General features: G+C 74.7%; 12 protein-coding genes and 1 pseudogene. 2 read left to right on the top strand and 11 right to left on the bottom strand.

The genetic code is table 11. From position 1 onward, the window contains the following. Window positions 1-71 precede the first annotated feature (71 nt). Window positions 72-590, bottom strand: coding sequence for an MSMEG_0572/Sll0783 family nitrogen starvation response protein (locus PHK61_RS05250; RefSeq protein ID WP_274279911.1), 519 nt, complete (start codon window positions 588-590; stop codon window positions 72-74). Between the two features lie 472 nt (window positions 591-1062). Between PHK61_RS05250 and PHK61_RS05245 the strand changes: the two genes are divergently transcribed. Next, window positions 1063-2031, top strand: coding sequence for a hypothetical protein (locus tag PHK61_RS05245; protein ID WP_274279910.1), 969 nt, complete (start codon window positions 1063-1065; stop codon window positions 2029-2031). Window positions 2032-2149: 118 nt separating this feature from the next. Here PHK61_RS05245 and PHK61_RS05240 read toward each other — a convergent pair whose 3' ends face one another. From PHK61_RS05240 to PHK61_RS05195, 10 genes and pseudogenes are all read right to left on the bottom strand, one after another. Then, entirely contained in the window at window positions 2150-2413 is a 264-nt protein-coding gene (locus PHK61_RS05240) for a hypothetical protein (RefSeq protein WP_274279909.1), read from the bottom strand. A gap of 49 nt (window positions 2414-2462) precedes the next feature. Continuing rightward, window positions 2463-2837: a hypothetical protein gene (locus PHK61_RS05235; protein ID WP_274279908.1), complete on the bottom strand. Its 375-nt coding sequence runs from the start codon at window positions 2835-2837 to the stop codon at window positions 2463-2465. Beyond that, on the bottom strand, window positions 2834-3508 hold the full coding sequence (locus PHK61_RS05230) for a sirohydrochlorin chelatase (protein WP_274279907.1): 675 nt from the start codon (window positions 3506-3508) through the stop codon (window positions 2834-2836). Before PHK61_RS05230 ends, PHK61_RS05235 begins: the two co-directional genes overlap by 4 nt. Further along, window positions 3505-4332, bottom strand: a complete 828-nt coding sequence (locus PHK61_RS05225) for a uroporphyrinogen-III synthase (protein ID WP_274279906.1) — start codon at window positions 4330-4332, stop codon at window positions 3505-3507. The genes PHK61_RS05230 and PHK61_RS05225 overlap by 4 nt, the downstream gene beginning before the upstream one ends. Next, entirely contained in the window at window positions 4329-4754 is a 426-nt protein-coding gene (gene nirD / locus PHK61_RS05220) for a nitrite reductase small subunit NirD (RefSeq protein WP_274279905.1), read from the bottom strand. The genes PHK61_RS05225 and nirD overlap by 4 nt, the downstream gene beginning before the upstream one ends. Beyond that, window positions 4751-7380: pseudogene (gene nirB / locus PHK61_RS05215) on the bottom strand (nitrite reductase large subunit NirB). The gene nirD and the pseudogene nirB overlap by 4 nt, the downstream one beginning before the upstream one ends. A gap of 1 nt (window position 7381) precedes the next feature. After that, window positions 7382-8734: a nitrate/nitrite transporter gene (locus PHK61_RS05210; RefSeq protein ID WP_274279904.1), complete on the bottom strand. Its 1353-nt coding sequence runs from the start codon at window positions 8732-8734 to the stop codon at window positions 7382-7384. Window positions 8735-8823: 89 nt separating this feature from the next. After that, on the bottom strand, window positions 8824-9696 hold the full coding sequence (locus PHK61_RS05205; protein ID WP_274279903.1) for a TIGR02569 family protein: 873 nt from the start codon (window positions 9694-9696) through the stop codon (window positions 8824-8826). Between the two features lie 160 nt (window positions 9697-9856). Then, entirely contained in the window at window positions 9857-10309 is a 453-nt protein-coding gene (gene cynS / locus PHK61_RS05200) for a cyanase (RefSeq protein ID WP_274279902.1), read from the bottom strand. Next, window positions 10306-11265, bottom strand: a complete 960-nt coding sequence (locus PHK61_RS05195; RefSeq protein ID WP_274279901.1) for an o-succinylbenzoate synthase — start codon at window positions 11263-11265, stop codon at window positions 10306-10308. Before PHK61_RS05195 ends, cynS begins: the two co-directional genes overlap by 4 nt. 28 nt (window positions 11266-11293) lie before the next feature. Here PHK61_RS05195 and menE point away from each other — a divergent pair, with 28 nt between their 5' ends. Continuing rightward, complete coding sequence (menE, locus tag PHK61_RS05190; protein WP_274280029.1) at window positions 11294-12409, top strand: o-succinylbenzoate--CoA ligase; 1116 nt, start codon at window positions 11294-11296, stop codon at window positions 12407-12409. The last annotated feature ends 29 nt before the right edge of the window (window positions 12410-12438 follow it).

The following is a 12438-nucleotide window of genomic DNA, read 5'->3' as shown; positions in this document are numbered from 1 at the left end:
TCCTGGCTCGGGACGCGGGGGATGTCACGGGCGCGGTGCGGGCCGGCGGGTCCGCACCGCGCCGTGGCGGCTCAGAGCTGGTAGGTCGAGTTGATGATCGCGCCCTTGCGGGCGTAGTGGATGAGCGCGTCCTGGACGTCGAGCGGGTGGGTCGGGATGACGCCCTCGATGAGGTCCTCCTCGCGCGCCCCGTGCAGCGACAGCCCGAAGCGGCAGCAGTAGACCTTGCCGCCCTCGCCCATGAACGTCTTGAGCTGGTCGTTGATGTTGTGCTCGCCGGGGAACGCCGAGGTGCCGGTGGTGGGGAATCCGCGCGTGGCCAGGCAGTTCAGCGAGCCGGGACCGTAGAAGTACATCGCCGACTCGAAGCCCTTGCGCAGCGCGCGCGTGGCCTGCAGGACGGCGACGAAGCTGACCGACGACTCGTGCGCGATGCCGTGCACGAGCGTGAAGTAGGACTCGCCGTTCTCGGCATGCAGGTCGGGGAAGACCTTCGTGCCGCCGTAGATGCTCGAGCCCTCGGGCAGCGAGGGGTGCGGGATCTCCTCGAGGCTCTTCTTCTCGACGTCGGAGAGCTCGGTGCTCGTCATGCTGGGTTCTCCTCGAGTGGTGTCTCGTCGGGGGCGGCGACCGGCGCGACGGCCGGGGATGCGGGGAGGCTGCGGGTCCTCGCCGACCTCGCGCCGGGATCGAGCACACCAACCGACGATTTCCGAAGTGTTTCCTCGTGACTACGAGAGCGGGTCGTCCTCCGCGCCACGTTTCGCCGCCGTGACCCGCCCCCGAACGGCGGCCCGGCCCATGAGCGATGCGGCATCGCTGGCGTCTGACGCCAGGATCGCCACATGCTCGCGAGCGCGACACGCCGAGCGGAAGCGGCAGCGAGCGCTGCACCCGGCGTCCGGGCGCCCCGATGGCGTGAGCGCGTCGGAGCAGACCGTTGGGGTGACCGGACCAGTCCGGTCAGCGACGTGCGTGGTGACGATCCCCAGCCCGGGCCGCCATCCACAGCCGGCGTACGGACGCTCCCGCCGGGCGGCGGCAGGCCACGACCCTCACCACATGCGATCCGGCGACTGGGACCTCGAGAAGCTGCTGGCGCAGAGCGTCGACGGCGTCATCGCCGTCCGCACGCTCGTGGCACTGGGGATCGACGAGACGACGGTCTACCGCCGGTGCCGGCACGGCGGTCCGTGGCAGCGCCTCCTGCCGGCGGTCATCCTCCTGCACAACGGCACACCGACACGGCGTGAGCGCGAGATCGCCGCGCTGGTGTACTGCGGTGCCGGAGCGATGCTGACCGGGACCTCGGCCCCGCGTCACCACAGCCTGCGCCGGCTCCCGGACGACGACGTGGTCCACGTCCTCGTTCCGGCGCACCGTCAGATCCGGAGCGTCGGTTTCGTCGTCGTCGAGCGGACGATCCGCCCGCCGCGACCGTTCGAGCGGAACACCCTCGCGGTGGCCCCGCTGGTCCGCGCCGTGCTCGACGAGGCCCGGCGCCGTCGCGACCCGACGAGCATCGCAGGCTTGCTCGCCGAGCCCGTGCAGCGGCAGATGGTCCTGGTCGAGCAGCTCGCCGAGGAGCTCGAGGCGGGATGCCGCAAGGGGTCGGCCGCTCCGCGGGCGGTGCTCCGTGCGCTGGGAGCGGGCGTCCTGTCGGCCGCCGAGTTCGACGCCCGCGAGTGGTGGGAGTCCCGCGGGCTGCCGCCGGCGAGGTTCAACGTGCGGGTCCTGCGCCGGGACGGGCGCCTGCTGGCCATGGTGGACGTCTGTGTCGAGGACATCGGCTTCGTGTGGGAGATCGACTCGGTCGAGGCCCACTTCGCGACACGGGCCCAGATAGAGATCACGGCCCGGCGCCGCCGAGCGCTGCGTGATGCCGGCCTCGTGGTCGTCGGCACCCGACCGACTCAACTACGGGACGACCCGGACGGCGTGGAGAAGGACGTCGACGACGGCCTCACCGTGGCGGCGCTGCTCCCGGCGCCCGACGTGATCTACCTCGATGAGGTCGCGCGCGGAGCCTGACCTCCGCTCCCACGGCGTGTCGCACAGCGAGGATGTGGCGATTCTGGCGTCAGACGCCAGCGATGCCGCATCGCTCGCACCGGTAGGTGCGTCGACACCGGTCCGATGAGGGAAGGGGTCAGCGGACGGTCGGGGTGGAGCCGTCGCCCGTGTCCACGCCGCCGTACGGGACGGTGGTCGTGTACGTCGAGCCCGCCGGGCGCGAGCCGGTGCTGACCGCGATGGAGTTGACCACGTTCGTCAGGAAGACGGTGATCGAGGAGCCCGCGTCGCCGAGGGTCTCGACGCCGTTGCGGGTGGTCGCGGCGGACTGCTGGGGGTTCGAGACGATCGCGAACAGCACAAGGATGATCACGATCGTGCCGATCACGCGGGCGAGCATGGGGACAGCATCACCCTATCGTGACGCCGGGTAAACACCGGGGTGGCGCTCAGTCGCCGAACAGTCGACTTTCATCGATGTCGACGAAGCCGACCGGGGTAGCCAGAGCCTGCGCCCGGTCCACGTCGGGCGGGCCGACCGGCCGCTGGGGCTCCGGGACCCGCGACGGCACGGGACGGGGCCGGTGCACGATGCGTGCCAGCAGACGGTCACCGACGACCGTGCCGAGATAGGCGTCGGCGGGGTCGAGGACGTCGTCGCGCGGCTCCGGCGTCGGTTCGTGCGACCACGGGAACCAGCCGATCCAGCGGTCGCGCGTGCTCCACAGGTACGGCAGCCCCGGCCGGTACCAGGCGATCCAGCGCCCGTCGGACGCGTAGAGGTGGACCGCGAGCCCGACCCGCGCGCCCGTCCGGACGGTCACGCCGCCGCCCGGTAGCGCTCGACCACCACGGAGACGACGTCCGGGTGGTCGCCCAGGGGCTCGGCGACGACGGACGCGCCGGCGTCGGCGAGCCAGCGGTGGAACGCGCCGGGCGCGAGGAGCCAGGTCGCGAGCACGACCCGGGGCCCGCGCACCGCCGTCGACGCCACCACCGACGCCACCCGCGGCTCGCCGCCCGCGATGTAGCCGACCGGCACCTCGTGCCCCACCCGCGCGGTCAGCAGGGCGGCGGCGGTGCGCAGGTCCTCCTGCGCGACCGGGTCGGTCGAGCCCGCCGCCGCGAGCACCACCGTGTCGCCCGGCCGGGACCCGGCCTCGGCGAGGCGGTCGAGCAGCGCCGAGATCAGCTCCGGGTCGGGCCCGAGGGGCTCGGCGACCGCGACGTCCTCCCGCCCGATCGCCGCGAGCTGCTCGGGCACGTCGACGCGCACGTGGAACCCCGACGCCAGGAACGCCGGCACGACCACCACGCGCCCCGGCAGGTCGGCCAGCACGTCCGCCAGCGACGGCCCCACCACCCCGGCGTAGCCCAGGCGCACGTCGACCTCGGGCAGGGCGTGGCCGACGGCGGCGTGCAGCCGCTCGATCGTCGCCCAGCCCGCCTCGTCGTTCGTCCCGTGCGCGAGCAGCACCAGGGCCGGGGCCGTCATGCCTGCGCCAGCGAGCGGGCGTGCTCCTCCAGCCGCTTCACCATCGCCCCGAGCCGGAAGCGCTCCGGCGCGATGCCGACCACGCCGAGCCGCTCGAGGGGCGCCGCGGTCACCGGCCCCACGCAGCACGCGAGGACCTCCCCCGAGCCCAGCGCCGCCAGGACCTCGTCGCGCAGCCCCCGCGCCGACGCCCGGTGCACGAGCCCCTCGACGGCCGGCGCGCTGGTGAACGTCACGGTGTCGACGTCGCGCGCGACGATCGCGTCGATCAGCGCGTCGACCGCGGGCAGATCCGGCGGCGGCTCCCACCGGTACACGGGCACCGTCACCACGTCGGCGCCCGCCGAGCGCAGCGCGCCCAGGAACTCGGTCATCGGGTCGCCGTGCAGCTGCACCGCGATCCGCACGCCGTCCACCCCCGACGCGAGGAGATGCGAGAGCACCTCCGGCGACGACTCCGTCTCGTCGGCCGACCACGCCTCGCGCAGCCCCGCGCCGCGGATCGCCCCGCGCGCCTTGGGGCCGCGGGCGAGGATCGTCGCCGACCCCAGGACCGCCTCGAGCGCGCCGGAGAGCCCCCACGACGCCGCCACCTCGAGCCACCCGCGGAAGCCCTGCCCGGTGGTGGCGACGACGACCGCGGGCGGGTCGGCGAGCAGCCCCCGCGTGATCTCCGCGAGCTGCGCGTCGTCCTCCAGCGGCACGATCCGCATCGTCGGGCCGTGCACGACCTCGGCGCCCTTGCGGCGCAGCAGGTCCAGCTGGTCGTCGGCGCGGCGGTCGGCGGTGACGCCGACCCGCCACCCGGTCAGGGGCGCGGTCACGGATGCCCGATCTCGATGACGCCGTCCACCACCCGCACAGGATAGGTCGCCACGGCGACGTCGGCGTCCTCGAGGCAGCGGCCGTCCTCGAGCACGAAGTGCTGCTTGAACACCGGCGACGCGATCACCGGCCGCCCGCCGACGTCGCCGACGATGCCGCGCGCGAGCACCGAGGCGCCCGAGAACGGGTCGACGTTGTGGAGCGCGAACAGCCGGTCGTCGTGCGTGCGGACGACGGCGACCGGCTCGCCCGCCACCAGTGCCCCGACGGGCCGCTCACGCTGGACGCGCTCCAGCGGGCACACGGCCGTCCACGCCGACGCCGTGACCGGCCCGGCCGCGACGGCGACGGGATCGGGCGACGGGTCCTTCGCCGCGGCGCCGGCGGTGGTGTTCGGCGGGTGCTCCCTCAGCTCGGTCACACGCCCACCTCCCGGGACGAGCGCACCGGCAGCCGCGGCCCGCCGATCACCCGGGGTCCGAAGTCCAGCTCGGGCACCGTCGTCGGCTGGCCCTGCTTCATCCCCGCCGGGACGCGGTGGCCGCGGTGGTCGACGAACTCGACGCTCGGGTCCGGGGCCCCGGGCGCGTTGACGAACGACGTGAAGCGCTCCAGCTTCTCCGGGTCCTGCAGCACCGCTGCCCACTCGTCGGCGTAGTCCGCGACGTGCCGCGCCATCTGCTCGTCGAGCGAGGCGCACACGCCCAGCGAGTCCTCCATGATCACCTCGCGGAGGTGGTCGAGCCCGCCCTCGAGGCCCTCGATCCACGGCGCCGTGCGCTGCAGCCGGTCGGCGGTGCGCACGTAGAACATGAGGAACCGGTCGATGGTCCGCACGAGCGTCGCGGTGTCGAGGTCGGCGGCGAGCAGCTCCGCGTGCCGCGGGGTGAACCCGCCGTTGCCGCCGACGTAGAGGTTCCAGCCCGTCTCGGTGGCGATCACCCCGAAGTCCTTCGACCGCGCCTCGGCGCACTCGCGGGCGCACCCGGAGACGCCGCTCTTGAGCTTGTGCGGCGACCGCAGTCCCCGGTAGCGCAGCTCCAGCGCCACGGCGAGCGACACCGAGTCCTGCACCCCGTAGCGGCACCAGTCGGTCCCGACGCACGACTTCACCGTGCGCAGCGACTTGCCGTACGCGTGCCCGGACTCGAACCCGGCGTCGACGAGCCGGCGCCAGATCACCGGCAGCTGCTCGACGCGCGCGCCGAACATGTCGATCCGCTGCCCGCCGGTGATCTTCGTGTACAGCCCGAAGTCGCGGGCGATCTCGCCGATGACGATGAGCCCCTCGCCGGTGACCTCGCCCCCGGGCAGCCGCGGCACCACCGAGTAGGTGCCGTTGCGCTGCAGGTTCGCCAGGAAGTGGTCGTTGGTGTCCTGCAGCGTGGCCGCCTCGCCGTCGAGGACGTGCCCGCCGGCCAGCGTCGCCAGCATCGACGCGACGGCGGGCTTGCACACGTCGCAGCCCCGCCCGCGCCCGTGGGACTCCACGATCGACGAGAACGTCCGCAGCCCGGTCGCCATGACGATCTCGTAGAGCTCGGCGCGCGACCGGTCGAAGTGCTCGCACAGCGCCGTCGAGACCTCGACCCCGCACGCCGGAGGACCGTGCCCAGCGTCGGCACGCACGACCCGCACGTCGTCCCGGCCCGGGTGCACGCCTTGAGCTCGGGCACCGTCGACGCCTCGCCCGACGTGATCGCCGCGACGAGCGCGCCCTTGGTGACCGCGTTGCACGAGCAGATCTGCGCCCCGTCGGGCAGGGCGTCGACGCCGACCGCGGCACCCTCCGACGCGGGCGCGATCAGCGCCATCGGGTCGCCGGGCAGCGTCTCGCCGAGGAACCCGCGCAGCGTCTCGTACGGCGACGCGTCGCCGACGAGCACGCCGCCGAGCAGCGTCGTGCCCCCACCGTCCTTCTGGCTGTCGGTGACCACGAGCTTGGCGTACGTCCCCGCCACCGGATCGTCGACGCGCACCTCCAGCGCCCCCGACGCCGTCGCGTGCGCGTCGCCGAAGCTCGCCACGTCGACGCCGAGCAGCTTGAGCTTGGTGGACGTGTCGGCCTCGCCGAACCGGGCGTCACCACCGGTCAGCCGGTCCGCGACGACCTCGGCCATCGCGTACCCGGGCGCGACCAGCCCGTACGTCCGCGGTGCCGACCCCTCCCCGCCGACCGCGGCGACCTCGCCGATCGCCCACACGTGCTCGTCCTGAGTGCGGCACCGGCCGTCAACGAACACGCCGCCGCGCTCGGCCACGGGCAGCCCGATGTCGCGCGCGAGGGAGTCCGCCGGCCGGATGCCCGCCGAGAACACGACTACCGAGGCGTCGAGCTCGCTGCCGTCGGAGAGCGTGACGGTGAGCCCGCCGCGGTGGTCCCGGGTGATCGACGACGTCGAGACCCCGGTGTGCACCCGCAGTCCCCGCTCGCCGACGAGCCGGCGCAGCAGCGCGCCCCCGCCCTCGTCGACCTGGACGGGCATCAGCCGCGGCGCCATCTCGACGACGTGCGGGACGAGCCCGAGCGTGCGCAGCGCGTCGGCCGCCTCCAGCCCGAGCAGCCCGCCGCCGACGACCACGCCCGCGCGCCGCCCGGCCCCCGCCCGGGCGGTCGCGCGCCCGGCGGCCGCGCGCAGCGCGTCGAGGTCGTCGAGGGTCCGGTAGACGAAGACGCCGGGGAGGTCGCGCCCGGGCACCGGCGGCACGAACGGCACCGAGCCGGTCGCGAGCACGAGCTCGTCGTAGGACACCTGCCTGCCGCGCGCGGTCGTCACGACCCGTGCGCCGCGGTCGACGCCGACGGCGCGGTCGTCGAGGTGCAGGTCGACGAGGTCGTCGGTGAGGAACTCCTCGTCCGCCAGCGCCAGGTCGGCCTCCGACGCCGCGCCGAGGTACGACGAGAGCGCCACCCGGTCGTAGGCGGGCCGCGACTCCTCGGCGAGTAGCACCACGCGGAACGAGCCCTCCGTGTCGCGGCGCCGCAGGCTCTCGACGAAGCGGTGGCCGACCATCCCGTGGCCGATCACGACGACGGTCCGGGTCATCTCAGACCTCCGCGTAGGAGACGCGGGTGCCGGTCCTCGGATCGGTGGCGGCCGTGGTGGTGCGCCTGTAGACGACGAAGGTCACCGCCATGCAGGCCGCGTAGAAGGCGAGGAACGCCCAGAACGCCGGCGCGCCGGACCCGCTGGCCCGGAACGACGACCGGAAGGCGAGGTTGATCAGCAGCCCCCCGAAGGCGCCGACGGCGGCGGTGATCCCGATCGCGGCGCCGGAGATGCGGCGGGCCCACAACAGCGCGTCGTCCTGGCTCCAGCCGCGTTGCTCGGTCGCCGCCAGCGCCTTCGTGCGGAAGATCGACGGGATCATCTTGTACGTCGACCCGTTCCCGATGCCCGAGGTGATGAACAGCAGGACGAAGCCGACCGTGAACAGCGCCAGCGAGTCGATCCCCGACGCCCCGATGCAGACCAGGGTGGCGACGGCCATGCCGGCGAAGTTCCAGAACGTCACCCTGGTGCCGCCGATGCGATCGGAGAGCCAGCCGCCCACGGGGCGGATCAGCGAGCCCAGCAGCGGGCCGATGAACGTCACGGCGGCGGCCTGGAGCGGCGTGCGCCCGAACTGGTTCTGCAGCACGAGCCCGAACGCGAAGCTGTAGCCGATGAAGGATCCGAACGTCCCGATGTAGAGGAACGACATCACCCACGTCTGCGCGTCGCGGGCCGCCTCCGTGAGCGCGCCGGAGTCGTTGCGCACCGACGAGATGTTGTCCATGAACAGTGCCGCGCCCGCGAGGGACAGCACGATCAGCGGGATGTAGACGGCCAGCACGAGGCGCGGGGCGCCGGTGCCCGCCGTCGCGATGATGAGCAGCCCGACCAGTTGGATGACCGCGACGCCCAGGTTGCCGCCGCCGGCGTTGATGCCGAGCGCCGCACCCTTGTACCGGTCGGGGAAGAACGCGTTGATGTTGGTCATCGACGACGCGAAGTTGCCGCCGCCGACCCCGACGAGCGCCGCGAGGACGACGAACGTCGTGAACGAGGTCCCCGGCTCCATGACCACGGCGAGCAGGACCGTCGGCACGAGCAGCAGAGCCGCGCTGATCAGGGTCCAGTTCCGCCCGCCGACCACCGCGACCGCGAGGCTGTAGGGCAGGCGCAGCGCCGCCCCGACGAACGTCGCCACCGAGACGAGCAGGAACTTCCCGGCCGCGTCGATCTCGTAGGCGGGCCCCATGAAGAGCACGAGGACCGAGAACAGCGTCCAGACCGAGAACCCGATGTGCTCGGAGAACACCGAGAACCACAGGTTCCGGTTCGCGATCCGTCGGCCCGTGCTCCGCCAGAAGGACTCGTCCTCGGGGCGCCAGTCGTCGATCCAATGTCCGCGCACGCGGCGGACGTTAGGAACCGCGTGTTACGCCGCGATGACCACGTGTTGCCGTGACGCGAACCCCGGGTGCGGCCCGCGTCACGCCGGGATCAGGAGGCGGGCAGCAGGCTGCTGACGAGCCGGGAGGCGTGCTCCAGGCCCTGCAGCGACTCGCGGGTGCACGACGGGTGCTGCGCGTGCACGGCGAGGCGGAACAGCAGCGCGTGCAGCAGCATCTGCGGCCACGCCGCGAGGTGCGACCAGCGCGTGAGGATGCCCGGGTCCGCGCCGCCCCAGGCCAGCGCGTCGATCACCACGACCGCCGCCGCCCACTCGACGGGACGCCAGAACGGCACGAGGTCGAGCACGGCCGGCGGGGCGCCCGGGTCGGACGGGTCGAACAGCACGGTGCCGAACAGGTCGCCGTGCACCAGCTGCGACGGGCGCTCCAGCGGGCGCCGGCGGCGGGCGAGCTCGGTGAACAGGGTGCCGCCGGTCTCGGCGTCCAGCGCGGCGGCGCGCTCGCCGAAGGCGGCGCGGTCGGCCCGGGCGAGCAGGTCGTCGCGGTCGTCGACGAGACGCGGGCGCTCGAGGCGGGCCGTGGCGCGGTGCAGCCGCAGCGAGGCGGCGACGACGTCGTCGTGGCGCGGCTCGACCCGGCCGGGGACGTCGTGGCTCGCGGCCCAGCCGGCCACCACGCGGCGGCCGTCGCTGGCGCGCACCGGGCGAGCGAGACGCAGCCCGTCGACGCCGATGGTCGCGAGCTCCTCGATCGCGCCCGCCGACCAGGCGGCGAGCACGGTGTCGGCGACCGGGCGCAGGACGAGCCCGTCGCAGCGCCAAGCGGGGCCGGGGAGGTCGGGGCGCGGGCGCGGCACCGACTCGCGGACACCGAACGCCGTGCGGACGTGCTCGGGCGGCCCGTGCTCGAGGCGGGGGTCCGGGCCAGCCATCTCCGGGCCGGCCGCATCCGCGCCTGCCACAGCGTCCTCGGCCGACGGTTCGGCAGAGGGCGCCGTCTTCTGCGTGGGCGCGGCGGTCACGCTGCGCACGCTACTCGCGCGCAGGGAGCGACCCCCTCACCCGCGACCGGCGTGTCTCGGGCTTCTCGATGGTCCGGCTCCCGCTTCGCTTCGCGTCCCGTCACCACACCTTGTAGGGGAGGAACTTGCCGTTGAACGTCAGTTTCACGCGGTCGCCCTTGGGGTCCTCGACGCGCTCGAAGTCCAGCGTGAAGTCGATGGCGCTCATGATGCCGTCGCCGAACTCCTCGCGGATGAGCTCGTGGAGGCTCGACCCGTACACCTGCAGGGCCTCCTGCAGGCGGTAGGTCACCGGCTCGGTGGGGTCGAGGGCGGCGTCGCCGCGGACCGGCGGGAAGGTCAGCGCCTCGACGGTCTCCTCGTCGAGGTCGAGCAGCGCGCCGACCGTCCCGGCCTGCTCGGCGTCCAGCGGCTGCTGGCCGAGCAGGGCCGACGTCGTCCACACCAGGGACCGGTCGAGGGCCTTCGCGAGCTCGGCCCAGCTCACGCCGTGCGCCTCCTTGGCGCGCACGATCTCGCGGCCGGCCTCGAGACGGTCGTCCTTGTCGCTCATGCCAGCTCCTGTACCCGGGCCAGGCGGGCGGCCCACCAGTCGCGGGTGGCGGGATCCGCCGCGTAGCGCTCGAGCAGCGCGCGGTCGGGACGCGGCGCGTGCCGCGGGACGTCGAGGTGGCCCGCGACGGGGTGCAGCGGCGCGGCGACGACGTCGGCGGCCAGCAGGTCCGCGGTCCCGAGCCCGCAGGCGAACGGCAGCTCGGGCAGCGCGGCGGCGAGCGCGAGACCCGCGGCCAGGCCGACCGAGCTCTCGACCGCGGACGACACCACGCACGGCAGCCCGATCGCCTCGGCGATCCGCAGCGACGCGCGGACCCCGCCCAGCGGCGCCACCTTGAGCACCGCGACGTCGGCCGCCTCGGCGCGCACGACGCGCAGCGGGTCGTCGGCGCGGCGGATCGACTCGTCGGCGGCCACCGGCACGTCGACGCGGCGGCGGACCGCGGCCAGCTCGTCGACCGACGCGCACGGCTGCTCGACGTACTCCAGCCCGTCGGCGGCCCGCGCGAGCGCGCCGATCGCGGCCACCGCGCCGTCGACGTCCCAGCCGCCGTTGGCGTCGACGCGCACGCGCCCGCCGGGCCCGAGCGCGTCGCGGACGGCCTCGAGGCGCGCGAGGTCCTCGCGCGGGTCCCGGCCCTTCTCGGCGACCTTGACCTTGGCGGTCCGCGCAGCCGAGTCGGTGACGATCCGGTGCGCGTGCACCGGGTCGACGGCCGGGACGGTGACGTTGACCTCGACGCGGTCGCGCACCGGCGCGGGCCACCCGTCGCACGCGGCCTCGCGCGCGCACCGCCACCACGCGAGCGCCTCGGCGTCGTCGTACTCGGGGAACGGACAGAACTCGCCCCAGCCGGCCGGGCCCTCCACCAGCGCGAGCTCGCGCACGGTGATGCCGCGGAAGCGGGTGCGCAGCGGCAGGGCGGCGACGCTCACCTCGGTCAGCCCGGTCATCGCGCCTAGCCTAGATCGGGTGCGCGCCGTGCAGCCGATCCCGACCGACGGGAGCCCCGCGGCGGCCTCCGCCCTGGGGGCCGCGGCCCTAGCGGCACTCGAGGGGCGCGGGCCGGCCGTGCTGCCGACGGGCCCGGACGACCGGGCGCCGGCCCCCGACCTGCTCGCGCCCGTCGACGACGACGTCGCCGCGGTGGTCACCACGACCGGGTCGACCGGGGCACCGAAAGCGGTGCTGCTGCCGGCCACGGCCCTCGCGGCCTCCGCCGACGCGACCTCCGCCCGCATCGGCCCGCCGGGACGCTGGCTGCTCGCGCTGCCCGCGCACCACATCGCGGGGCTCCAGGTGCTCCTGCGCTCGGCGCGCGCCGGGGTCCCGGCCGTGGCGATGGACCTGCGTGCGGGGTTCCGGGCGTCGGTGTTCGCCTCGGCCGCCGCGGGCTGCGCCTACACCTCGCTCGTCCCCACCCAGCTCCTGCGCCTGCTCGACGCCGGCGGCGCCGCGCTCGACGCCCTGCGCGGGTTCACGGCCGTCCTGCTCGGCGGCGCGGCCGCGGACCCGGCGCTGCTCGACCGCGCGGCTGCCGCCGGCGTGCCGATCGTGACCACCTACGGCATGAGCGAGACCTGCGGCGGCTGCGTCTACGACGGTCGTCCGCTCGACGGGGTCACGGTGACGCTGGAGGACGGCGGGCGCATCGTCCTGGGTGGGGCGACGGTGGCGGCGGGGTACCGCGGGGCGGTGTCCCCGGCCGACCGCGCGGCCTTCACCGCCGACGGCTTCCGCACCAACGACCTCGGGGCCTGGTCGGCCGACGGTCGCCTGGAGGTGCTCGGGCGCGCCGACGACGTGATCGTCACGGGCGGCGAGAAGGTGGCCCCGGCGACCGTCGAGCGCGCCCTGCTCGCCCAGGCCGGCGTGCGCGAGGCCTGTGTCGTCGGGGTGCCCGACCCGGAATGGGGCGCCCGGGTCGTCGCGGCGGTGGTGGGTGACGGTCTCGACGCCGACGCGCTCCGGGCGGCCGTCGCCCCCGGCCTCGGGCGGGCCGCGCCGCGGGACGTCGCGGTGCTCGATGCGCTGCCGCTGCGCGGGATCGGCAAGCCCGACCGCGCCGCGCTCCGCACCCTGCTCGCCGGCACCTGAGGGGACCCGCGCGCAGCTCGGTGTGGCGG

The sequence above is a fragment of the Actinomycetospora lutea genome, assembly GCF_028737205.1.
Taxonomy (GTDB): Bacteria; Actinomycetota; Actinomycetes; order Mycobacteriales; family Pseudonocardiaceae; genus Actinomycetospora; species Actinomycetospora lutea.
The sequence above is the reverse complement of the archived record's forward strand: the minus strand, read 5'-3'. Positions and strand labels throughout refer to the sequence as shown.